We start from the raw sequence: 24,054 nt of genomic DNA on the forward strand, positions 1-24,054 counted from the left end.
CTCATATTAGCCGGTGAGGGCAACCTTGAATGGGGGCGAGGCGGCTACCTTGTAGTCACATGGACGACAGTGCTTCACGAGCAGCGAGTAATGACAGCCCGGGGGACTTCACGCAAAGGCGCAATTTTTATGCCTCAAGTCCGTCATGCCGATGGTGGCTGCCCTCTGCGCTTTTTGGACTTCGACGCAGGCGAGCTGGTCTGGTCTGTAGCCTGCCCGACGTGAGCCGCAGATTGGGCTGGATCATTGGAGCGCTCCCGCATTGCCACGTTCTGCACGCGATGAGGCAGGATGCCGACACGACGCGCCTCGATCTTGAAGGTGACCCGCGCATTGTCTTCACTGTCCTCCCACTCATCGCGCACGGTGCGGCCTTCGACCAACACGCGCATGCCTTTCTGGTACAGCGTGCTCCAGTGTTCAGCCTCGCGGTGCCAAAGCTCAACCGGCGCCCAATAGCCGCCTCGATCCTCATAGCTGCCATCGCGTGGCACGGGGTTGTCGAAGTATACATTCAGGCGCAGCAAACGCCGTGGCTCATCATTGCCTGACGGGAACTCCTGAAACTCTGGCGCACTGCCGATGTTGCCTTCGCCGACGAAAAAAGTACTCATCGTGATAACTCCGCTGCTGGCGTGAACTGGCGCAGCAGCCGTTCGGCGCTGGCCATTTTGATTGCGCAGGTTGAAGCCTGACGGTAGAGCGAATGCACCACGCTCATCTGCAAGTTCAGTGCAATGCGCTCGCATTCGAAACGGTGCATTCCCTCGCGTACGGCTTGCGGCAAGGCCTTGTTGGAGGCCTGGCGTTCCCAGACCGCAACGCCCATACGGGCGAAGTCACGGGTGCGCCATCGCAAAAAGGTGCTGCCCGCACTGGTGTTTTGCAGCACCAATCGAATATCCAGCAGCGAGTAAGGCGGTTGTCCGGCCTGCTGCGCCACAGCCTCCATCAGGTGACATAATTGCGCCTCGATTTCCCTCGCCGTCTGCGCCAGGAGTTCCAACTCCCCCTTACCCTTAAAAGGTTTTAAAAGGCCTTTTAGGGAGGCTGCGTGTTCGAGTTGGCGATAGGCATCTGGTGTCAGTGTTTCGAAGGGTATTGGTTGAGTCGGGATCAGGGGCTTCATACTTCATCCTCCGGCTCATCCTCTGTCGCAGGCTCCACCGCGTCCTCTGCCAACGCATCAGCGCCATCCACCGCCACAGCACCACGACGAATGATGGGCGGCGCGAACTGGGAGCGGCGATGCCCCTCAAGGATGTCCGTAGGGGGCAAACCCATTCTCTCGATTGCCGCCAGAGCACGAGCGTTGTTCGCCGCCATGTCATCACGGGTGACGCCAGCATGCCGATAGCGCTGGGCCTGGCCGAACAGGCTGCGCAGCAGATGGGCGCCGTCGTCGATCCAGGCTTCCATGTCTCGGCGACCAATCAAGGCGGTGTGATGGGCCAACAAGGTATGGCGCACCAAGGTGTCGTAGTCAGTCAGCAGGTAGACGGCGAGGAAGCCCAGCTGGCTGCCGATGTACAACGGCAAGGTGACGGGATGGATGTTGAGGTTGTCGCCCATGTCGATCTGTGTCGGCAAGTCCTGTCTGATCCGGTCCAACTGCTGGGTCAGTTCCAGCATCCCAGCCTTGGCCTGCATCAATGTTTCTTCGAGCTGCATGATCGCCCAGTCGGCATAAGGATCGTCCTGCGCTGCGGCTTGTTTGATCAGGTTGGTGACGCTGATGTAGCCCGCCATGCCCATGATCGAGTGGACGCCTTCGCGTGCGGTTCGACCTTGCCAGATTCGGGCGGCGTGGTGGGTGTGCAGTGTCAGGGTGATGCTGCTGCGCAATGAGCCAAGATTGAGCTGATAGTGATCGGCCACGGTGTCGTCCTCGCATAGGCTTGGACGGGAACGTTGCGACAGACGAAGGTAAAGGACATCCGGAAAGCTGAATGCTGTCTGTTCGATTTGGTTCGAGACGGTTGATTTTCGAGACGCTCGCTAGTGATGCCAGTGGCATCAAATCTACTGACGTCCAGGGCGTTTGCTACGCAGCTGGCGTAGTTCATCCAGGCACGCTTGGGCGAGGGCAGAGGCGGGTTCGCCCTTTTTCCTAAGTTGGCGCGTGGGAGCGGGTGGCGGCTCTGTCATGGGTAACGATTCAGCCTGACCTGCCCAAGGGCGGAAATCGCCTTTCAGCGCCCGCTGGATCAGGCCCATCAGATACGCCGCGGGTTTGCGGACGCCGCCCGCCGCACATCGCGCGCCCGCTTCGTTGAGCACCGCCTGCCGATCTGCTGGTTTTAGCTTGTTCAGCGTCACGGTGACGGCCTGCCGCTCGCTCAGACTTAGGTGCAGCGGATCAGGCCAGTGCAGGTTATCCACTGCTGGGGTCGCGCGCGGTACCGTACAAATACTTTCTTTTAATACAGTACAGGCGGCATTCGGATTCCGAACGGTGCCGGAAACATGGGCGTTCAGACCCGGTTCGGAATCCGAACGAGGTCCCACACGATTCCGAACGCGGTGATCGCCACCCCGTTCGGAATCGTGTAGCGCTTCATCGGGCGCCTTATCCAATCCTTGTTGTGTCCAATGCTCGCTCAAACTGTCGAGCCGGGTGGGGAGTCGACCCAAATCGATATCAGTGTCCTGACGAATTTCTTCCAACACATGCTGAGCAACAATTCGTACAGCCTTGGTCGCGTGAGAGAGGGCATGGCCGACCAGCTCCAGATAATCCTGATCCAGCTCCATGGCTTCGGCGGGCGTTAACGGTTCATCGTGCAGGACGTACAGAGAACCTTGTAGGCGCCCGCTGAGCTGATCGCGGCCACGACTCACCAAACTGAGCCAGCGAGTCAGCCTGAGCATCGTCAAGACGCGAGCGATGGTTTCACGGGAGGCTGACGCACCGTAGGGTACGCTCGACAGGTAAGGTTGCAGATCTTCATAACGCGGCGTGACCACGCCCTGACCTTGCAGCATGAGTCGAAATACTTGCCAGGCATTCCGTTCCAATGGTGTCAGCCGACTATCCAGCAGCAGCCGACGCGGCACGACTTCGTGGGATTGACCACTGAACAAAAAGCCCGCCTGCAGGGCCTGGTTGGAAGGAGGTTCGGTGGTGGGGCGTGGGGGCCAGCGTTCACTTAGTTGTTGGGTGCATTGCTGCAGGACACGCTGCCAGCGACCGGACGGGACAGTGTTCATGTTCCGTTGCTGTAATGGTCGATCTGCTGCCAAACGATGGTCAAGCTGATCTGTTGCTCCTCCGCCAGCATCATCATGGCGTCGAGCTGATCCTCAGCACCGTCCTGATCGCGTAGTTGGCACCAACGCTGCCAGAGTGCATGTTCCTGCGCCTCGCTCAAGTTCTGGGGACGGCCCTTACGGGTTTCTATCTTGAGCAGACGTCGACGCAGGGCGGTTTCCGAATGCGCCAAGCCGAAGCACTGATACATGATGGTACTGCTGGCACCGAGCTTGAGCGCTCGGTTGATCAGCCGCTCGTTCTGTTCGTCGCGTTCGGCCTGGTCGATCAACCGATGCAGCACCGGCGAATCAATCTTGACCTCAACCCAGGGGACGGTGGCATGGGCCAGGCGTGACAGTGTGGTCGGCGGTAAGGATTGCAACAGGTAGATCTCGTCTTCACCCAGTCCGAGGGCCTTGCAGCGTTGCAAGTTACCCAGGCGCAACTCGTGAAGGATCTGGGTCAGCATAGCCTGGTTGAGCACATTGAAGGACAGGTTCATGACAGCTCCCTTGGTGAGTCGTTTCATGGGTAAGCGTTAAGTCGATTAGGCGCCGGGCTAAGCGAATGAGGCGATACAGTTTGATTAACAGGTAGTCGGGCAGTCGCTCCAGTCCTACGTCCACGGCGGGACGATCGGCCAGCGGGAGTTGATAGACCCCCAATAGCAGTTGCCCGAAAAGGGCTGAGGGCAATTGCTTGCGATCCTCCCAGTTCACTTCGTCTTGGGCGCGCAATAGGGCCAGGAGCAGAAGATGAACGCCCGTCGAACGAGGTGTCGCAAGATCTACCCGCTCCATATCTAGAGCAAAACCCAATCCTTGCTGCTGATCGATGATGCTCTCGGGACGTCCGGCATAGGCTGCCAGTTCCCGAGCCAGACCGGCGATGGCTAAGCGCAGTTGTTCGGGGGTATCCAGTGTTGGTGCGATGATCCAGATGTCGTCGATCGGACAGGTTGCGACGGTTTTTGTTGGTTCGGAGGCAGTGGCGCGATCAATCTGTCCGCGGATCTGCTGGACACGTGACGGAGGGCTGACTGCTGATACGACATTCGTTACGGGCAGCGTGAGCTGTTCCTCTCGCGCTGTTTCGGCCGGGGTCTTGGTTTCAGCTGATTTGGAATGCGGCTCGGAGGGGGGAGGCTCGGCCGCGGGCTCATTGACGCTCTGCAAAGGGTTGCTCTCCGGGGGCGTGACGACAACGTCGGGCGCCCGGATAACCCGGTGGGTATCGCCCAGCTCAAGGGCCAACATGCGGTAGGACTGGCCGAGTAAGCGGCTCATGCGTTCGAGCAGCTCATCCTGGATTTGCTCAAGGTTGAAGGACTCTGGGTCGGCATCAAATTGCCCTAAGGTGTCGAGCCAAAACTCGGTAAACGCAATGGCGTCGTTCGGATAACGATTCCAGGTTCGTTCAGCCTGGCTACGTAGACCAATCAGGCGTTCAATTTTTGGTTTCCCCAACCCGGCATATAGGGTTTGTGGAATGGCGGGTAGTAAATGTTCGAGGGTGTCCAGCATCCGACTGATGTGCGACTGCGAAACGGGGTAGCCCCCAGCGGTAAGACGTCGTGCCAGCTCTCGTTGCGAAAGTGTTGCTCCATCAGGGGCGAGCATGGTCTTGAGTTTGGCTACAGCCAGAGCACGTTCGATGAAGGTGAGTTGGCCGTGCAGATCGCTTTCAGCGAGATGGCCGAGTAGGGCGCTGATTTCATCGGTCCACGGGCGGAACAGGCAATAGATGCGGAAGAAACGCTCATCGCGGGTTTCCTGCCACAGCTCGCCGAGAATCGCCAAGCGCGTATTGCCGCCGTTTCGGATGATGAAATAGGCTTCTCCCGGGCGGCGAGTAATCGGCGGCGGTTGATCCAGCCCGCGTTCACGGATTGATGCCTTGATATCGTCATAAAGCGGGTTACGGATGAATCGCGGGTTGTGTTCGTAGGGCCGCAACTGCTCCAGAGTAACCAGCATAGGCGTATCAGTGAGCGGATCGGACAATCGCTCCAGTTCTGGACCGCGAGGGAAGTGGTCCTTGTGCAGTTTTTCGGTGATTTCCTCCTGAGTGAGCTTCTTCATTGGAGCTACCTCAGTTAACGCCGGGGGCGCAAATGGTCACCGACCTCGAACTTAACGATCTCGGCTGTACCCGAACCTTCGAAATGCCGAGACAGTTCCGCGAGAAACCGACCCATGGCCGAGCGCCCACGCTGCAGGCGAAAGACCACGGTGCAATATTCCTCGCTAGGCGGATGATCTTGTCGTATGGATGGCTGAACGATGATGGGAAACTGATCCAACATCAAAAGACTCCTCGCCAAACGCTGTTGGCCTTGAGGTTGAACAAACAAAATGACCTGGCGAGAAATACCGGTTTCGGTATTCGCCTTATCGAACCTCTGCGTATCTGCTAACCCTAGAAATCGCCTCGCGCCATTCCGGAAACAACTCGATGGCCAGCGCTTGCATGGTTTTCAGCGCTGATTGCGAGCGTCGTTCATGTGGCTGGCGAGTCTCGATTCGGTGGGCTGGTAGACCAAGAGAGGCGGCATTGAGGTAAGCCACTCGGTCTGGAACTGCGGTGTCTAGAACAGAAATGTTGGGAGCTCCAGCGAATGACTCGTGCAGGCCACGAATGATCATTCGCGTGTCTACTCGGATGCTATTTACCTGGTTCAGCAGTAGTCGCAACGGTGGCAGCGTAATACCCAAGTGACGAAATGGTTCGAGGTCAGTGAACAGTCTCAAAGTGCCGCGACTCAGTTCGCGGGCGGCTAGCATTTCCGGTGTGATGGGGGAGAGGGCGATATCGCAGGCGAGGATGGCCATCTCCAACAGCACGCTACGTGCGCCTTGGGTGTCGATCACAAGCAGGTCATAACGGGGGCGAAAATCGTCTAGCAAATTGCGTAGCCGTAATCGCCCGTCAGGGGCGTGTAGCAATAATGTACTCAACTGGCCTTGAGCGTCGTTGGAGATGATGAGGTCAAGCCCCGCAATTACGGTCTTGGAAACAATCTGCGCAGGCATTGTTAAGTTGAAAGCAATGAGTTCGTAGGCGCCAGCAACAGCCTTTTGGCTCAAGGCGTAATAGCTGGAGAGGGTGGGTTGGCTATCCAGATCGAGCAGTAGCACGCGTAGACCCGCATCCGCCAGAAGACCGCCGAGATTGGCGGCTACTGTGGTTTTGCCTACGCCACCTTTGGTGGACACCACTGATACCACGCGCATGGCATCAGGCCTGCTGCGCCAAACGCTCATTGATCCATTGCTCGATCTCCAGCGAGTCCCAGCCAACTGCGCGCAGCCCAATGCGTTTGGCTTGAGGGAATTTACCTTCCTTCATCAAGTTGTAGATGTGCGCGCGCTTGAAGCCGGTTTTTCGCTCCACCTCGTCACGCCGCATGATATGACGCTCTAGCGATGGTTGATTATCAGAAGCGTTCGGGGCGGTTTGGGATAACATGTCGACACTCCGTGGCGCTGCGTGCGCGAAGTGAGAAGTGACCAGAATTGAATAGCAAAAAAGGACGAGAGTCATTGCGCCGCAACGGGAGTGATTGCAGCGCAATCCGTCTCATTGATTTATGAGGCTGCGCTTACCAGCAGCAAATTTTTCGTCCAACGTACGCTTGGTTATGCCCGGTACGTTTTTATAGTGAGCGGTTAGCGCGTCAACGATGGCCGCTTGGGATTGGAAAACTGACAATGGTTTTCCAGACGGGGACTTATCGAGAAACAGGTTGACCATCGACCCGATAATATTTAGATAAACGGCTTCGCTACGATCGCTGACTTTATGATTGGTCTTGAGCAAGTGATGTATGTTCTTTTTTTCTAGTCCAATGGCTTCTAGATCGCTAAGTAATTGCTCATGAGCTGCCTCCAAAGCCTTTAGTTTTACTTGCAGTGCTTCTCGATCCGCTTGCAATTCTAAGTATGTTTCAATGCTAATGCCATTTTTTTGATGGAGGGGCTCCCCAAAGAGAAACTCTGGTCGTTGATCAGGATAATATCGCGACATCCAACATTTTAGATCAGTGTGACGGACGGTTATGTGGTCGTAATTAACGGGCGTGCCAATGGCCACCGGTACGCCGAAACATCCATAAGCGAGCTCCCCATGTTGAATGGCATCGAGAATTTTTTCCGTGTTTACATGCAGGCAGGGCCACTGCGGGAAATTAGTTTTGAGCCTGCTTGGACAGTGCTGAGCCACTTCGAGTATTTCTCTTTCATAGGTGGTCAAGTTGCACCAGCGCAAGGCTGCATCAACGGGTCTGTAAAAGAGTTTTGCATAAAGGTTACAGCTTTGGTTTGCGTACATAACGAATCACTCCATTGAGATTTTTTGCTCCTTAGCTTGCAAGTGAACGTATAGTTATTTGGTGTGCTGCGAATCCCGAGTCTTAAAGAGAGGGGGGTTGTCGCCACGGTTGAGATATATGATGATCGTTTCGTAATGGTGTATTTATATTTTGTATGATTATAGAAGAGGTGATTTATTGGTGTGTTTGTGGGAGTGTTGTTCGTCGTGTGAGTTCTCTTGAGCTTGGCAGAAAAAAACAGGGGGTTGAGGTCCGCGGCGTTGACGGGGTTGCAAGTTTTAAACCGCGAGGTTATTTTTTTGTATAATGTTCTTATGGGTCAGATTTATCTGATATTATTATCAATAGATGCAATTTATAAAATAAAATTTCTATTTTTATCATGATGCTACGTTCGCTTCTCGCAAAAATGTCAAATTATTTGATTTTTTACGCCATATTGGACTTCGGGCTCGCCATTATTAGGATTGGGTCGATGGTATCAGAGGAGGGCGACGGCGCCAGGTGCCCGAACTGTTTCTCCGGGACTTGGCGACGTTCGCGAAAAATTTAGAACAGTGAATATACGGCGATTGTAGTCAAGCAAAGGGCATCACCACACAGTACATCTGCGGCTTCGCAGAACCTATGGCCGCCTACTGAATGAGCAATGCGGATAGGATATAACGCCCTAGCCGACCTTCTCGCCTCACATTTGAGACGAGCCCAGCGCCTGGCTCAGATCGTCGATAAGGTCTTCAATCGCCTCGATGCCTACCGACAGACGAATCATTTCGGGCTTCACGCCAGCCTTTGCTTGTTCCTGCTGGTTCATTTGCCGATGGGTAGTGGAAGCCGGATGGCAGGCAAGAGACTTGGCGTCACCGATGTTGACCAGTCGCTTGAAGATTTGCAGAGCATCATAGAAGCGCACGCCTGCGTCATAGCCGCCCTTCAAACCAAACGATAGGATCGCCGACGGTTTACCCTGCATGTATTTTTGTGCCAGTGCGTGATGAGGATGGTCCGGGAGACCGGCGTAGCTGACCCATTCCACTTCAGCATGGCTCTGCAGGAATTGCGCAACTTTCAGGGCGTTGTCGGTGTGACGCTCCATGCGCAGCGCGAGCGTTTCCAGGCCTTGCAGCAGCAGGAACGCGTTCATGGGTGCCAGTGCCGCGCCGGTGTTGCGCAATGGCACTGTGCGCGCGCGCGCGATGAAGGCGGCGGGCCCGAACTTCTCGGTATAAATCACGTCATGGTACGCCGGCTCGGGCTGGTTGAGGCTGGGGAATTTTTCCGGGTATTGGGTCCAAGGAAAATTGCCGCTGTCGATGATCACACCGCCCAGGGAGTTGCCGTGTCCGCCGACGTACTTGGTCACGGAATGCACAACGATATCGGCCCCAAACTGAATCGGCTTGCAGAGGATAGGCGTAGCCACCGTGTTGTCGACCATCAGCGGTACGCCGCGGGTGTGAGCAGCTTTAGCCAGGGCTTCGAGATCAATGATGTTACCCGCCGGGTTGCCGATGCTTTCGCAGTACACCAGTTTGGTGTTGTCGTCGATCAGTTCGGCGATAGCCTCGGCAGAGTCATCTCGGGCAAAACGCACCTTCACGCCAAAGCTTGGCAACAGGTGGGCGAAGAGAGTGTAGGTGCCACCATAGAGTTGTGGGGTAGTGACGATATTGTCACCTGCGCGGGTTAACGTTTGGATCGCATAATGGATTGCCGCGCTGCCGGCCGATACGGCCAGCCCTGCCACGCCGCCTTCGAGGGCGGCAATCCTTTGTTCCAGCACATCATTGGTGGGGTTCATGATTCTGGTGTAAATGTTGCCCGGCACGTCCAGGTTGAAAAGGTCGGCACCGTGTTGGGCGTTATCGAATTCGAAGGCAACATTCTGATAGATAGGCACTGCGACAGCCTTGGTAGTCGGGTCTGACTTGAAGCCATGGTGCAGCGCGATGGTGGCGTCTTTCATGATTGGTTTTGATCCCTTTAAATTATTCCGGATTTTGCGGCACGAAGATTTTGTCGAAGTCCATTATGCCGATCTTCGAGCTCTGTGACCTGGTAAGTCCAAATTTGCCGAGGGGGGTTGCCCCCCAAACGCTGCGCGCAGAATATATGTGAAGGCGTTCCGCCATTACTGGTGATCACGCGTTCGCGACATGACATTAAACGCAGATCAGACAGCAAGCAATCTCCAGACGCGACCCTATTATCGAAGAAGGGCCGCAAGATGGCGAACCTAATAGCCAATTTCAGTGCTATCAAGTCGTCATCATGACTTTGCCGGAAGGTGCCGATGGGTTGGTTTCTGCGAATGTTTAAGGATCGTCTTGGATTCATGCGTGAGTGCATATCAAATCTGGGGCCACGTACGACCCGTGAGTACAGGCGCAATTCGGAAGGCTTTGGATTTTGTTTTGTGACATTGCCTTCTCAGAGCCCCGGAGCAGTCTTACCCTTCAGTGCTAAAGGTTTTTTCAAAGTAAAGTTTCGAACATCTGGAGGCTAATAATGTTAGAAGGGACTGCAATGATTCAGAGGAAAAGTGATTATGCATTGAGGCTGCGTCAATCCAGGTGAATTTTATGATCCAGACGTTGAGGTTTGTACTTTGTGTGAGAGCGTACTCAACGCATTGTGGCGAAACCCTTTTAATATTTTTTAGTAAGGATAAGATCTCCATGTGCAGGTTGTTATCCATTTTTGCTTGCAGCTCGATTGTATTGATTGCCAGTTTGGACATGGGCGAAGTCTCTGACGCTGAACATGAAGGGGGGTATTCAAGCGTGTTAACTATACGGGGTAGATGCTGAGTTTTATCTCCAAGTCTTAGTCCCTGTCACCCTGAAAGGCTATTTTGAGGTGGGATTAATTTAAAGAAGATTTATCATGAGAAAATGACAAAATATTGATCATGTCCGCCAGATTTTGGTGAATATCGCTTCAAGGCGATCAAGCCATTTAGCTTTTTGCTGTTCATAGGTGAGATGACGCTCAGGATTGGGGAAGGCGTTTTTGCCAAAAAACATCGCTGCGTTGTGGGCGTTGGCAATGTTATTTGGTCGATTTGAAGCGTGCGCGATGCTCCTTGGGGGTGATGCCAAAATTCTTCACAAACCTTCTGATGAGGGTTGATTCACTGCCCAGCCCGCAGCGCTGGGCGATGGTTTTGAGTGGGTTATTTGAATTTGTAAGCATATCGCGGGCCGCGTCTAGTCGGAGCAGTTCCACCATTTTGCTTGGTGATTTTTCCATTGATTCCGAGTATTTACGTACGAAGGTTCTTTCGCTCATGTTCATGAAGTTTGCGAGCACTGGTACTGTTAAGTCGGTGCTTAGGTTTTCATTAATCCATGCATGCAAATCTGAGAACTGACTGCTCTTCGATTGCAAGGTTAGGGAAGAGCTGAATTGATTCTGATCTCCAGGGCGTTTGAGAAACATTACCAGGTGTCGAGCAACCTCCAGCGCAACGGAGTGTCCCAAATCTTTCTCGACGATCGATAATGCTAGATCAATTCCTGATGTAACACCTGCTGATGTCCATATGTGCTCATCATTAATAAATATTGGGCCTCGTTTAATTATTATTGATGGAAAGTTTCTCTCCAGTTCGTCGTACGCCGACCAGTGAGTGGTTGCTCTTCGTCCGTCAAGTTTTCCGGCACAGGCTAGTGCGAATATGCCAGTGCAAACAGAAATCAGGCGCTCGGCTTTGTCTGCATGGTTTATAAAGTGCGTGACAAATTTCGGGTCTTTACAGAAATCATGTATGCCTGGTCCACCCCGGGTATAATTAAGGTGTGTGGCGAAGAGGTTTCTGCTTGCAGAATTTCAGTGTTTATTGAGAAATTTGAGCATATCTCAGTGGTTGGATTTAACGCTAAAATAGAAATCGTATACGGTTGGTGATCGGCGCGGGAGAAGCGGTTGGCTGCCGTGAACACGTCGAGAGGCCCCGCCAAGTCAAGCAAACTTATGTTCGGGTAGGTGATGAACTGTATGGATTTAGGGCGCATAAACAGCTACTCCAAGAGGCAACGTCTGGACACGTTTACTGACGACTTACTGAGTAATTTTGAGTACTAGACCGTCCCCTCGCAATAGATATCTATACATCTTTTCGAAAAATCGTCATGAGCTTTTGATGGACGGATCTGCCTGAGCGCTAAAACAAGGAGTTGACCTACCTTGAATGCAGATTGAGAAGTTGCTGCCCGGCGGCGATAGGTGTGACATTTAGCTCGGCAACGGCTGCAGAAAAGCTTCGACATCGTGCTACGGCTTGGAGAGTTCGCAACGCATAAGGTCCTGGGGATTACACCGCATTGCTAGTCGGTGCGGCTTGGCAGGGCGTCATTACTTAGGGAAAGAGAGATCATTGTAACGAGCAGCGGCTGAGTCGCAGGTGTGGGCTCACCTATAAGCTCGTACCCGACCTCTCTGATACCGAAGCAGCTTGACCTCAACCGTTAGGTTTCATGGTCTGATCAAAGCTCTTTGGCCTCTACTTCCTTCGTTTCAGCGATGTGCCTCATCGCTTGCCAACCATGCGTACCGCCGCCGCCAGCGCGAAGGGCTGTTGCTACCATAATTACCTCAGCTACATCTTGTTTCGACGCTCCAGCACTCACAGCGAGCAACAACACGGAGGCGCCGGGCTGGAAGGTGGCTTCGACGACTCGGCGTTTAAAGTCGAGCGGGAAGTTGGGGCGGCGACCGGTTCGACGAGCTGGGGCAACTGTATTCAAGATAGTATCCACTAAAAAATGGTGTCCCCTATCTTGGCTAATTTAGAGGGCTGTCAGGATAGAGTGTTGGGCGGACGGTTCCGAGACATGGCCCACGCACGGCGCAAGTTCTTCGATCTGCATATGACCAATCAGAGCCGGGTGGCCGCTGAGGCCTTGCGAGGGATCGCCGAGCTTTACGAGATTAAAGGGCGCGGCCGGGGAACTCGACACAAAACATCAGCAACAACTGCGCGGTCAAAAAACAGAACCCAAGTGGCAATCGCTGTACGACGTTGCTGTCGATTCGCCAATGCACTCGGACGTCAGGGACAGTGCCGCACGATTGTGTATGAAGGTTGAATATCTCCCTGGCAGCCGATTGTATTGGCTCTGTCGCCCCTGCTTTTCATGAGATGGTTAGCCTGCTGAACAAACCTATCTTGGCGTACTGCCGGACTGGGAACCGCTCAAACAAGCTGTTCGAGCAGTGTATCGTGGGCGAATGGCCCAGGCTTTCCCAATACTCCTGCTTTCATATTTTGGATGAAAGTCGATTGGCATCAGATGTCAACGATTCTGTCATCCACTGACAAGCCGCGGGCTTCGTCACTGATTACTTTGCTTGCTAGGAGGCTCGGGTTGCGAGGTAGGAGATCTCTGCCAAATCCAGGCCTAACAAGCAGATCGAAAAAGAACGGCATCAGAGAAGTCGCGTTGATGGCTACAGTCAGAACTGAGCTATTTCCTGCCCGGGCGGCTATGACGGTCATTCTTATGACTAGTAGCCCCCAATTAAGAGCTTGCACATTGCATTGAGTCCTGCGCGTTGCTCGGCAATCAGTAGCGGCTTGAGCTGGTACTCGGCGAAAGCACGGGTATCTACAGGTCATTAGAACAAAAAACTGGAGGCTCAAGTATGAAGGTTGAACGTTACGCCCATTGCAGCCATTGGGGAGCCTACTCAATTCTCGTCCAAAATAACGAAATTGTTGGGATCGAGCCATTTGAACATGATCCTGCGCCTTCGCCGATTATCGACTCCGTTCGCGAATGGGCACGTTCAGATCGACGTATCACGCAACCTATGGTCCGTTCTGGTTGGCTTCAGAGCCGGGAAAAAAGTGATCGATCCAGGCGGGGTGAAGACCAGTTCATACCGGTGACTTGGGAAGAAGTCACCAATTTAGTGGCCGATGAAATTAATCGGGTGTCCTCAAACTATGGTAACGAAGCAATTTTTGCCGGTTCCTATGGGTGGACAAGTTGTGGCCGGCTTCATCATGCCCCGTCTTTGCTCAAGCGTATGCTGAACCTGGTAGGGGGCTACACCGGCCATGTGGATACCTACTCAATTGCAGCAGGACCCACAATACTTAGGCATGTCCTTGGAGATGACGCAGCCTGTACGGGCGGGTCCAGTACTTTAGATACGGTTGTCGAGCACACTGAGACGCTTATAGTCTTTGGCGGCTTATCTCCCCGAACAGCACAGAACGAGGCCGGGAGTATTGCCAAACATTCTCTTGAAAGCAATCTAAGAAAAATTGCTGCTAAGAATATTAAAGTTATTTTAGTTTCTCCATTAAGAGATGATCTGCCTGAATGGGTAGGGGCAGATTGGTGGCCAATTCGCCCGAACACCGACACTGCGCTCATGCTGGGGCTGGCAGGTGAAATCTTAAAATCAGACTCGCATGACAAAGCCTTCCTCGACCGCTGTACCAGCGGTTCGGATGACTTTATTAACTATCTGGCTGGTAAAAAAGACTGCCAGTACAAAGATGCCGCCTGGGCATCATCAATCACTGGCATAGAGCAACAAAGTATTCGTGACCTAGCGAAGCTACTTGTAAGTAGCCGCTCGATGCTCACGCTCAGTTGGAGCTTACAGCGCGCTCACCATGGTGAGCAGCCCTATTGGGCAGGATTAGCGCTTGCTGCGATGGTTGGACAAATAGGGTTGCCCGGAGGAGGGGTTGGCTATGGATATGCGTCGCTCGGCGGGGTCGGCGCTCCGATAAGCCTAAGTAAATCTCCTTCTATTTCGCAGTTTAAAAGACGGATTTCAAGCTTCATTCCTGTGGCAAGAATCAGTGATATGCTGTTAAATCCAGGAGCTGATTTCACTTATGATGGAAAACAGCAGGTTTATCCAGACATACGGCTTGTGTATTGGGCAGGGGGTAACCCGTTTCATCATCATCAAGATCTAAATCGATTGGATGTGGCATGGAAGAAGCCAGAAACTATAATTGTGCAAGATCCAATGTTTACACCTACTGCTTTGCGTGCGGATATCTTGCTGCCAGCCAATACTTCTATTGAGCGAAATGATATTGCCGCCAGTAAGCGATCTGATTATGTGTTGGCCATGCATCGCGCAATAGATACAGTAGGTGAATCCAAGTCGGATTTTGATATTTTTGATGCTGTTGCAAAAAAATTAGGCGTGCATGATGAGTTTAATGAGGGTCGTAACGAAATAGATTGGTTAAGGCATATGTATAATGAGACTCGAACTGATGCGTTTGATCGTCTCGGTTTTGAGATGGTCGATTTCGATCAGTTTTGGAAGCAGGGCTATGCCGAATGCCCAATGCGAAGTCATCATACTTACCTGCGCGAATTTCGTGAATCACCTGAATTACACCAGCTTAAAACCGAAAGTGGAAAGATAGTCCTCAATAGCTCTGTCTTAGCCAAATTACAATATGATGATTGTTTGTCTCATCCCGCTTGGCTGGAACCTGCTGAATGGTTGGGTAACGCTGATGCTACACAATTGCACCTGATATCCAACCAACCTGCCGGTCGATTGCATAGTCAATTAGAAACAGGCCAAGCAAGCCTGCAGATGAAGCGTAACGGTAGAGAGCAAGCAAAAATAAATGCAGGAGATGCTCGTCGTTTGAGTATAAATGATGGTGACATTGTAAAATTGTGGAGTGCACGAGGGGCTTGTCTAGCGACAGCTACAATTGTCGATACGGTTAGCTTGGGTGTGGTTGTTCTTCCAACCGGCGCTTGGCTGACTACAACGGCACAAAATAGTTTGGATTTCGCAGGCAATCCCAATACCTTAACGCTGGATATTGGTTCATCCAAGTTTGGTCAGGGTTGTGTAGCACACACGTGCTTAGTAAATATTGCCCCTTATAATGAATTGGCACCAGATGCAATGGAGTATTATAAAAATCTTGTCGATAGTAAGGTGGTTGCCTGAGATATGTAATATCTCGACAGCTTGCTGCCGCGATGAATGATGGTTAATCCTGGTGAGGAGATGTTGCCTCTGACAAGCTAAATCGTATGTTTGGTCCCGATCTAGATTGATAGAGTAGGGGTTGTGTTAGTTGTATGGCGCTTAGTTGACTATATTGACTGGAATGAGGGTGGTTTATGTCTGAACATGTTGCTGAAATAAAATGGGAAAAAAATGCCCATGCCGATGATGCCTCCACTTACTCACGTAACCATGTGAGTCACTTTGACGGGAAGCAAAAATTAAATGTATCTGCTTCAGTTGAATACAAAGGCGACGCTTTGTGTGCTGATCCAGAACAATTGCTAGTGAGTGCTGCAGCAAGCTGTCATATGCTGTTTTTTTTAGCAATCGCTGAACAACTAGGGTTTCTACCTGAGTCCTATTGTGATATGCCTGTGGGATATTTGGAAAAGGCGGACGGCGGTGGGTTGGAGATTACGCGAATTGAGCTTTATCCGAAGATTGTTTTTTCCGGAGAGAAGAGGCCGGACGCGGATGCTATTAACCGGATGCATTCTGGAGCACACAAGCGGTGTTTTATTGGTAATTCAATTAAAGCCACCATTACGGTCTGTGATTATTCAGAGTAACGTTAAGGGGCCCGCGCAGTAATGCGCGGGCGTGAGGGTGAAATTGTATGGAAAATATAGAATCTGTTATACTTTATGAACGGCGGAACGATGTTGTGACGTTGTGGCTGAACCGGCCGCAACAGTATAACGCACTGTCAGAAGACATGCTTAATGCGCTGAAAGAACAGCTAGATGTGCACGCGGGCGATACAACTATTCGTTGTTTGATCCTGGCAGCGAAAGGCAAAGCGTTTTGCGCAGGGCATGACCTACGCGAAATGCAGCAGAATACTGATCTTTCATATTATCAGCAACTATTTAGCTTGTGCAGTGAAGTGATGATGAAAATCCACTCATTTCCTGTTCCTGTCATTGCGCGCGTGCAAGGTGTCGCCACTGCAGCAGGCTGTCAATTAGTCGCGAGTTGCGACTTAGCTGTTGCAGTAGTGGGTGCTCGTTTTGGGGTTTCAGGAATAAACTTGGGTTTGTTCTGCTCCACACCGTCTGTCGCATTGACCCGGAGCATAACGAATAAACATGCCTTTGAGATGTTGTTCACTGGGAAGTTTATTGACGCTGATGCGGCAGTATCCTGGGGGTTAGTCAATCAAGCGGTAGACAATAAAGACATTGATAGTGCTGTTGACGTTCTGACTTCCGCCATCGCAGCCAAGAGCGCTGCTGCCATTCGACACGGGAAGGCAATGATTTATCGCCAGCGTTCGATGTGTATAGAGGATGCTTATTCGTATGCAGCTAAAGTAATGGCATGTAATGCCATGGAAGATGATGCTATCAACGGAATTAACGCTTTCTTAAGTAAATAATTTTTAAACAAAGTGCCGTTTATGCCTTGCGAGGTTGAGGTGATTGAATTGAATACTTATCGTGCGGGCGTTCGGCTTCTATTGTAGTTGTGGCGTCTATTTTTTGAGGGGCATAGTGGTAAATCCATGACTCTGTTGTTCCCTGCCCGCCTAAAAGAAATAGCTCGTCACTATCCCCCGGTGTCAGGATAGTTGTTACCTCCCCGGTTTTAATCTCGGGGGTGGAAAGAGACTGGTCGTGCCGTACTATTCACCTGAACGTAGAGCCGCATTACTCAAGATGCTGCTTCCCCCGCTGAACCTGTCGATGGCCGAGGTCTCCAGACGCGAAGAGGTCAGCGAAATGCCTTTGTCCAACTGGCGCATGCAGCTCAGTTCTGAAGGAAGTGCAGTGTCCGAAAACAAGCCGTTGACCGAGAACTGGTCAGCCGAAACCAAGTTTGCTGTCGTGCTTGAAGCCGCCGATTTGTCCGAGATCGACCAGGGCGAATATTGGCGCCGCAAAGGCCTTTACCCCGAACAGATCACGGCCTGGCGACAAGCCTTCATGACCGGCCAGAAATCGGAAAAGGCCCAGTAAAAAAGAAGATCGGGAGCAGTCTCGCAAAGATAAGAAACGCATCCAGGAACTTGAGCCCGAGCTGCGCCGCAAAGACAAGGCGCTCGCTGAAACAGCCGCGTTGTTGGTGCTGCGAAAAAGCTCAATGACAACTGGGGGGCTGACAACGGGGACAACTCACGTCTTTGCCAGAACGGCGGTTACTTGTTGACTGGCTGAGCGAAGCGTCCGCTGCGGGTGCCAGAAAAATCAGAGTCTGCCGGGAATCGGTTTATCGCTGGGGACCTTGTAACGGTGGACTGGAGCAGGCGTTATCAAGGCCGATGCCCGAACGACCACCGTACTACCTGCACCGCGCGAGCGGCAAGCGATCGTGGCGTTGTGCAATAGGCCGGAGTATGCCTATTTGCCGCCGAGCCAGATCGTGCCGCGTCTGGCCGATCAAGGGCGCTACCTGGCTTCGGAGGCGACGTTTTATCGCGTCCTGCGAGCGACGGGTCAACAGCAGCATTGAGGTTGTAGTCAGCCCCCAGGCGGTACGGCGCACCGACGACGCATGCCGCCAAAGGGCTGAATCAGGTGTGGTTGTGGGACATCACGTATCTGCCGTCGCCGATACGCGGCCAGTATTACTACCTCTATCTGACGAGGATATTTACAGCCGCAAGGCCGTGGGTTGGGAGGTCTATGATGCGGAAAGCGGCGAAAAAACCGCCGCGCTGCTGCAACGCAGCGTGATCGGCGAACAGTGTTTACGCGGACCGCTGGTGCTGCACTCGGACAATGGAGCGCCGATGAAATCGGTGACGCTGTTGAGCAAGATGTATGAGCTAGGCATCACGCCCTCGCGGGGACGACCCCGTGTCAGCAACGACAATTCTTACTCCGAGTCGCTGTTTAGAACCCTGAAATACTGCCCGCAATGGTCGCAGGATGTTTTTGCCGGTCTGGACGCCGCACGAGCGTGGGGAGGGGGTTCATGCGTTGGTACAACAACGAGCACCGGCATAGCCGTATCCGGTTCTTCACCCCGGGTGAGCGGCATTGAGGAGTGGACCATCAGGTCTTGGCCCGGCGACATGAGCTGTACGAACGAGCCAAGGAGAAAAAGCCGGAACGCTGGTCGCGTCGAACACGTAACTGGAAGCCGATCGGCACCGTGCTGTTGAACCCGGATCGGGAGCAGCACGTCGAGAAAAGAGCGGCATAGTTAGACGGTTGACGTGACAACTACGTTGAAAAACGCCGCTATGGGTAAAGTAGCTTGGTTCAAGTTTATGTAGGGCGCGCTTATTTGTATGGTCTAGGCAATTAATCAACATCGTCCTAATCATTTTGCTATGGTATTTTTATATTAAGTGCTGATAGTTGGCCATTGTTACTAACTTCATATTTGGCCTGTTTTATGCTGTAAAAACATGAGTCAAATGTCTGCTTAGGTGAAATAATCTGCGTTGCCAAGGCCAAGCACATTTGGCAGCTTGGCGTGTCCTGCATAATCACTGGCTTCTTTAGCAAAAAAATGGTGCTGGGTGGTCCTAAGATTGAGACTCGAATAAAAAGTGAGGTTTGCCTGAGCGCTGGCAGGTAAATCAATCATTTACACTACGCACGAGTGAGGCATATATGACTTTACATAATTGCCATACCATATACGCCGAAAGTTTTTTCACACAGCACGCACAGTTGTTTTCGCCTTATTTGAACTCAGTTGGGCTCAGTGGAGAAGCTTTACATTCACCTGGCTATGAGATTCCGTTATCTAAATATGTCGCTTTGTGGGAGCTTTTGGGGAGGGAAGTATCTCAAAGCATAGGGCTTGAGGTCGGAATACGAACTAGCTGTCATGAATGGGGGGTTTGGGGGCACGCTGTAAAGAGTGCGCCGACAATGCAGTTGGCATTACATTGCTTGAGCCATTTTATTGAGGTTCTGACTCAAGGAGTTAAGCTCGACGTAATCATGACCGATAGCTCAGTCAGTGTTGGCTATCAGATAATTGACCCTCTTATAATTCAGCGCAGGCAGGATGCAGAATTTTCAATTGCCGCAGAGCTGAGTTTGATTCGTGAAATTACCGGTCGTGTTGATCTTTCGCCGACGTGTGTAGAGTTCGAACATAGTGCGCCGAGGGATTTGAGTGTATATAAGGAAATTTTTAACTGTCCAGTATTTTTTAATCGGCCCGACAATCGGCTGTATTACGCTAGAAGCTTGCTGGAAATGCCTGTGTGCACCGCCGATATCCGTTTGTTCCAGGTATTAGAAGCGTTCCTTGAGCAGCGACGCGTAATGAGAACTGGACCTAATGATTTACTTAATGGGCTTTTGCGTCATATCGCGGATAGCTTGGGTGGCGGATGTCCCAACATTGATCAGGTCGCCGCCGCCATGAATATGGGGGTAAGGACGCTACAGCGCCGTTTGGCCGATCATAATCTAGACTTCAGCCACCTTGTGGAAGTGGTGCGTCGGTCCCTGGCAGAAAATTATGTGTCGTGCTCAAACCATAGCATAACCGATATTGCACTGTTGCTTGGCTATACCGAGGCCAGCTCTTTCAGCCGTGCATTTCGGCGATGGATGCAGCTTACTCCTCAACAATATAGGCAGCAGGTACTGGCGAAGCCGTTACTAAATGGCGCCTGATGTCAGTTCTTAAGGCATGAACAGACAAGACCACGTCAAGTGCTTTAGGTAGCTTTGCACCTGAGTCAGGTCCTATATTGGAGAGAGAAGATGTTTCAGCAAAGTAAAAATCATAAAAGTTTTTTTATTAATGGCGCTTGGATTGCTCCAAGTGGCGAGCAGTCGTGTCATGATGTCATCAATCCTGCTAACGGGCGTGTGTCCGGATCGATTTCGTTCGGATCGGCGATCGATGTAAACATTGCTATACAAGCCGCGTTCGATGCTTTTCCTGAGTATTCGAATACGCCTGTCGAATTTCGCGTAGCCCTATTAGAGCGAATCTGTGCGGTCTACGAGAGGCGTTTAGATGAACTAGCTGAAGCGATTACGCTTGAAATGGGGGCGCCTCTACATAAACTTTCACGCCCCCTTCAAGCTGCTATTGGGCTCTGGCATTTCCAATCTGCTTTGGAAACGCTCAAGCAGTACAGTTTCGAAAGTAAGTATGGTTCAACAATCGTCATCAAAGAGCCTATTGGTGTGTGCTCACTTATCACACCTTGGAACTGGCCGATGAATCAGGTTGCATGTAAAGTTGCCCCTGCATTGGCTGTAGGCTGTACGATGGTACTTAAGCCAAGTCAAAATTCTCCGTACTCAGCGATCATTTTCGCAGAAATAATGGAAGAGGCAGGCGTTCCAGTCGGTGTATTTAATATGATTAATGGGCAGGGGAGACAACTCGGAGAACTACTAGCTTCCCACCCGCTAGTGGATATGGTCTCTTTGACAGGATCTACCCAGGCAGGAGCGAGCTTGACGGTTGCCGGTGCTGAGACCGTAAAAAGAATGTCCTTGGAGCTGGGTGGGAAATCTGCAAATATTATTTTGTCTGATGCGGATTTAGAACAAGCCGTTCGGCATGGTGTTTTACATATGATGTCCAACTCCGGTCAGTCCTGTACGGCGCCCTCCAGGATGCTGGTGCCACGAACTCACCTGGAGCAGATAGAGCAAATAATCGTCAAGGTATGTTCTGAGATCAAGGTGGGTGACCCTATGGATCCTGAAACAACAATGGGTCCTATGGCTAACGCACGGCAATACCATCTTGTTAAGGAGTTTATTGGCGTGGGAATAAAGGAAGGAGCAAAACTATTAGTTGGTAATGAGGAGGAGCTGGCTCGATCAACTGAAGGGTTTTATATTTATCCGACTGTATTCACGAATGTTGATAATAACATGAAGATTGCGCGGGAAGAAATTTTCGGGCCTGTACTGGTTGTAATTGGATATGATAGCGAGGAGGAGGCCATCGCTATCGCTAATGATTCAATATATGGGCTTGCTGGGTATGTTCACTCCTCGAGCCTGTCACACGCAAGTGCGGTAGCAAAGCGCATGCGCACCGGGATGGTCCATCTTTGCGGTGCCGCGATTGATATCAATGCACCCTTCGGTGGCTATAAACAGTCAGGTAATGGTCGGGAGTGGGGCGCAGCTGGATTTGAAGAGTTTTTAGAAACTAAGTCGATAATGGGCGCGCTTTAGTTAGCTTGGTGATTCTTCTCTACTATTTGAGGAGTCACCATTTGTTTCTCTCGGGATGTGGCTAGATACTTCTAGCTCTGCATGCCTAAGGAGTTACCTGATTCATCTCCGAAATACGTGGCGAAACGCGGCTGTGTATTCAAAGTCGCCAGCAATTCCATCTATCGAAATCCCTGGTTGCGTTAATGGCTGAGCGACGCTGAAGGTATTTTCGATGCGGTAATATTCTGCCTAATTTGGGTAATAAAAAACCGAGTTTATAAAATAAATGCCCAGTCTTTCGAGTCTTGTTTGGGAGTCGATGAGCTCCGGCAACCTGCTTCAGATCACGACCTGTTCCCTTTCGCTGGGGCGTATGCTGATTATTTTCGTGACGTTAATTAAAGCCATTGCAATGTGAGCGCTCTTTGTTCGTCAACCGCTCGCTTGCAAATTTTTGAGAGAGTGACGCTACATTTTCGGAATTATGGTTCTCAGAGTTTTTCAGAGGTAATGTGTGGCAAAGTTATCTCGCCTGCCGATTATTTTATTTTGCACCATACTTACTAGTTAGTTCTAAATTGGTTTGGTTTTGTTAGATTGGCATGGAATGCCAATCATTCTGTCGTGGCGTAGCAAGCCAATATCTTCGGAGTCGATTATGTTAGGCGCTTGGTGAGTAGGAAACTATTGTCTGTAGGATCAGTAAACTTCCAGTTGCCAATGTGTGTCTGTATAGAAAGATAGGCACTGTGTACGAATAATGTAGCTGTTGCGACTCTTGTATCATATGAATGCAGCCTTTGCATTTAGGCTTGTCGTGTATGTTTGCGCTAAAAACAATAACATCTATTTTCCTACCGTTTTTGTTACACCAGCCTGCTGCGCTGACCAACACTAACTACGTACAGGAATAATACGCATGAATGATGTAGCCGCAGAGGGCACAGCTCTCGACGATTTATCCAGAACCATCGGCTCGCGCCAACCTAGTACGAATTCGGCGCGTCGCATGGAACGCGTCCTGGGGTTGCCGTCGCTTGTCCTATTTGGACTAGCCTATATGGTGCCGTTGACGGTCTTCACCACCTATGGGCTGGTCACCCAGGCCACTTCCGGGCATCTGCCCGCCGCTTACGTCGTTACCCTGATTACCATGTTATTCACCGCTTACAGCTATGGGCGGATGGCCGCTTCGCTACCCTATGCCGGATCGGCGTACGCCTATGCCAGTTCTACATTCGGCGGCAAGATCGGCTTCATGGTCGGTTGGGTATTGCTGCTGGATTACCTGTTCATACCGATGATCTGCTATCTGGTTATCGGCATTTACATGGCCCAGTACTTTCCCGCCGTGCCAATGTCGGTATGGATCTGTGGCAGCATTCTCGGTGTACTGGTGCTGAATGTTCTGGGCATTAAATTGTTGGCCAAGGTCAACTTCGCTCTGATCGGTGTCCAGATCGTGTTCATCGTCGTATTCATCGCCGCCTCCATTGTTTCCATCAGCGATGCTCCTCCGGTTTCCTTCTCCGCACCCTTTTTCAGTCCAGATATCAACTTTCAAGGGCTGCTCAGCGGTGCTGCCACGCTGTGCCTGTCCTTTCTGGGTTTCGATGCGGTGTCGACGTTGTCCGAAGAAACACGGGACCCAGCGCGCAACCTTCCACGCGCCATCATGCTGTGCACCTTGCTCAGCGGCTTTCTATTCATACTGATTGCCTACACCGGCCACCTAGCTTACCCGGATTGGCGTGCGTTTCAGGACGTCGACTCAGCGAGTTTACAGGTGATACAGCATGTGGGCGGGCAACTGCTGTCGGCTTTTTTCACAGCCATCTATGTCGCTGGGTGTTTCGCCTGCGCGATGACTGCACAAGCCAGTGTCTCGCGGATCCTCTTTGCCATGGGCCGTAATGGCGTCCTATCAAAGCGCGTCTTTGGCGTGACCAGCAAACGATTCGGTACACCTGTTTCAACCACTGTTCTAGTGAGTCTGATATCGCTGACTGCACTGTTGATCAGTCTGGACCTGGCCTCGACTATGATCAGCTTCGGTGCTCTGACTGCCTTCTCTTTCGTCAATCTCTCCGTTATCAAACACTTCCTCTGGGACAAAGGGGTGCAAGGGCCCCGGGCCATTCTGTGCTACGGCTTTATCCCGCTGGTCGGCCTGATCCTGACCCTGTGGCTGTGGACCAGGCTTTCTTCGACCACTTTCGAAGTCGGCCTGGCCTGGCTCGGCGGCGGTCTGTTCTACCTGCTCTGGTTGACCAGGGGTTTCCGTCGCCCTACGCCGCAATTACATCAGCACGACGACTAACACACTTTCAATGACGGCACCCATGCCCAGGCGC

Annotated in this window: 20 protein-coding genes and 3 pseudogenes; 8 read left to right on the plus strand and 15 right to left on the minus strand. The window is 51.8% G+C overall.

The genetic code is table 11. From position 1 onward, the window contains the following. Positions 1-143: 143 nt before the first annotated feature. The 14 genes and pseudogenes from PSH65_RS14045 to PSH65_RS31805 form a co-directional block, all read right to left on the minus strand. Positions 144-614 carry a single-stranded DNA-binding protein gene (locus PSH65_RS14045; RefSeq protein WP_025214465.1) on the minus strand — a complete coding sequence of 157 codons (471 nt, stop codon included), beginning with the start codon at positions 612-614 and terminating at the stop codon, positions 144-146. Further along, a complete protein-coding gene (locus PSH65_RS14050) occupies positions 611-1,129 on the minus strand; it encodes a DUF3158 family protein (protein WP_163854352.1) in 519 nt (172 codons plus the stop codon). Before PSH65_RS14050 ends, PSH65_RS14045 begins: the two co-directional genes overlap by 4 nt. After that, positions 1,126-1,878, minus strand: coding sequence for a PFL_4669 family integrating conjugative element protein (locus PSH65_RS14055; RefSeq protein ID WP_039011300.1), 753 nt, complete (start codon positions 1,876-1,878; stop codon positions 1,126-1,128). Before PSH65_RS14055 ends, PSH65_RS14050 begins: the two co-directional genes overlap by 4 nt. A 144-nt stretch (positions 1,879-2,022) precedes the next feature. Further along, positions 2,023-3,210, minus strand: coding sequence for an STY4528 family pathogenicity island replication protein (locus tag PSH65_RS14060; protein WP_039011302.1), 1,188 nt, complete (start codon positions 3,208-3,210; stop codon positions 2,023-2,025). Continuing rightward, complete coding sequence (locus PSH65_RS14065; protein WP_039011304.1) at positions 3,207-3,755, minus strand: DUF2857 domain-containing protein; 549 nt, start codon at positions 3,753-3,755, stop codon at positions 3,207-3,209. The genes PSH65_RS14060 and PSH65_RS14065 overlap by 4 nt, the downstream gene beginning before the upstream one ends. Further along, on the minus strand, positions 3,685-5,334 hold the full coding sequence (locus tag PSH65_RS14070; RefSeq protein WP_239548668.1) for a ParB family protein: 1,650 nt from the start codon (positions 5,332-5,334) through the stop codon (positions 3,685-3,687). Before PSH65_RS14070 ends, PSH65_RS14065 begins: the two co-directional genes overlap by 71 nt. A gap of 14 nt (positions 5,335-5,348) precedes the next feature. Then, on the minus strand, positions 5,349-5,558 hold the full coding sequence (locus tag PSH65_RS31800; protein WP_039011306.1) for a hypothetical protein: 210 nt from the start codon (positions 5,556-5,558) through the stop codon (positions 5,349-5,351). Between the two features lie 85 nt (positions 5,559-5,643). Continuing rightward, complete coding sequence (locus tag PSH65_RS14080; RefSeq protein ID WP_163854347.1) at positions 5,644-6,486, minus strand: ParA family protein; 843 nt, start codon at positions 6,484-6,486, stop codon at positions 5,644-5,646. A 4-nt stretch (positions 6,487-6,490) separates the two neighbouring features. Further along, a complete protein-coding gene (locus tag PSH65_RS14085) occupies positions 6,491-6,721 on the minus strand; it encodes an AlpA family transcriptional regulator (protein WP_025214457.1) in 231 nt (76 codons plus the stop codon). A gap of 111 nt (positions 6,722-6,832) precedes the next feature. Next, positions 6,833-7,582 carry a hypothetical protein gene (locus PSH65_RS14090; protein WP_039011309.1) on the minus strand — a complete coding sequence of 250 codons (750 nt, stop codon included), beginning with the start codon at positions 7,580-7,582 and terminating at the stop codon, positions 6,833-6,835. Positions 7,583-8,271: 689 nt separating this feature from the next. Continuing rightward, a complete protein-coding gene (locus PSH65_RS14095; protein WP_039011311.1) occupies positions 8,272-9,549 on the minus strand; it encodes an O-acetylhomoserine aminocarboxypropyltransferase/cysteine synthase family protein in 1,278 nt (425 codons plus the stop codon). A gap of 1,085 nt (positions 9,550-10,634) precedes the next feature. Next, a complete protein-coding gene (locus PSH65_RS14100; protein WP_305426681.1) occupies positions 10,635-11,024 on the minus strand; it encodes a helix-turn-helix domain-containing protein in 390 nt (129 codons plus the stop codon). Positions 11,025-11,132: 108 nt separating this feature from the next. Beyond that, positions 11,133-11,354 (minus strand): annotated as a pseudogene (locus PSH65_RS14105) (DJ-1/PfpI family protein); the annotation flags it as partial. A gap of 412 nt (positions 11,355-11,766) precedes the next feature. Next, complete coding sequence (locus tag PSH65_RS31805; RefSeq protein WP_145902449.1) at positions 11,767-11,880, minus strand: LysR family transcriptional regulator; 114 nt, start codon at positions 11,878-11,880, stop codon at positions 11,767-11,769. Positions 11,881-12,421: 541 nt separating this feature from the next. On the opposite strand from PSH65_RS31805, the pseudogene PSH65_RS14110 reads away from it, so the two are divergent. The 5 genes and pseudogenes from PSH65_RS14110 to PSH65_RS14130 all read left to right on the plus strand — a co-directional run. Beyond that, positions 12,422-12,673: pseudogene (locus PSH65_RS14110) on the plus strand (transposase); the annotation flags it as partial. A 556-nt stretch (positions 12,674-13,229) separates the two neighbouring features. Beyond that, on the plus strand, positions 13,230-15,536 hold the full coding sequence (locus tag PSH65_RS14115; protein WP_163854343.1) for a molybdopterin-dependent oxidoreductase: 2,307 nt from the start codon (positions 13,230-13,232) through the stop codon (positions 15,534-15,536). A 176-nt stretch (positions 15,537-15,712) separates the two neighbouring features. After that, entirely contained in the window at positions 15,713-16,168 is a 456-nt protein-coding gene (locus tag PSH65_RS14120) for an OsmC family protein (RefSeq protein ID WP_081352473.1), read from the plus strand. Between the two features lie 47 nt (positions 16,169-16,215). After that, the gene (locus PSH65_RS14125) at positions 16,216-16,977 is read left to right on the plus strand and encodes an enoyl-CoA hydratase (RefSeq protein WP_163854341.1); all 762 of its coding nucleotides are present in this window, start codon (positions 16,216-16,218) and stop codon (positions 16,975-16,977) included. A 238-nt stretch (positions 16,978-17,215) separates the two neighbouring features. Beyond that, a pseudogene (locus PSH65_RS14130) lies at positions 17,216-18,746 on the plus strand (IS3 family transposase). A gap of 225 nt (positions 18,747-18,971) precedes the next feature. Here the strand turns inward: PSH65_RS14130 and PSH65_RS14135 are convergent. Continuing rightward, positions 18,972-19,136 carry a hypothetical protein gene (locus tag PSH65_RS14135; protein WP_155767773.1) on the minus strand — a complete coding sequence of 55 codons (165 nt, stop codon included), beginning with the start codon at positions 19,134-19,136 and terminating at the stop codon, positions 18,972-18,974. Positions 19,137-19,162: 26 nt separating this feature from the next. Between PSH65_RS14135 and PSH65_RS14140 the strand changes: the two genes are divergently transcribed. The 3 genes from PSH65_RS14140 (at position 19,163) to PSH65_RS14150 (ending at position 24,020) form a co-directional block, all read left to right on the plus strand. Beyond that, on the plus strand, positions 19,163-20,185 hold the full coding sequence (locus PSH65_RS14140) for an AraC family transcriptional regulator (protein WP_081352475.1): 1,023 nt from the start codon (positions 19,163-19,165) through the stop codon (positions 20,183-20,185). Positions 20,186-20,275: 90 nt separating this feature from the next. Next, on the plus strand, positions 20,276-21,718 hold the full coding sequence (locus PSH65_RS14145) for an aldehyde dehydrogenase family protein (protein ID WP_081352476.1): 1,443 nt from the start codon (positions 20,276-20,278) through the stop codon (positions 21,716-21,718). A gap of 901 nt (positions 21,719-22,619) precedes the next feature. Beyond that, positions 22,620-24,020 carry an APC family permease gene (locus tag PSH65_RS14150; RefSeq protein WP_163854339.1) on the plus strand — a complete coding sequence of 467 codons (1,401 nt, stop codon included), beginning with the start codon at positions 22,620-22,622 and terminating at the stop codon, positions 24,018-24,020. Positions 24,021-24,054: the final 34 nt, after the last annotated feature.

The organism is Pseudomonas sp. FP603 (assembly GCF_030687415.1).
Classification (GTDB): domain Bacteria; phylum Pseudomonadota; class Gammaproteobacteria; order Pseudomonadales; family Pseudomonadaceae; genus Aquipseudomonas; species Aquipseudomonas wuhanensis.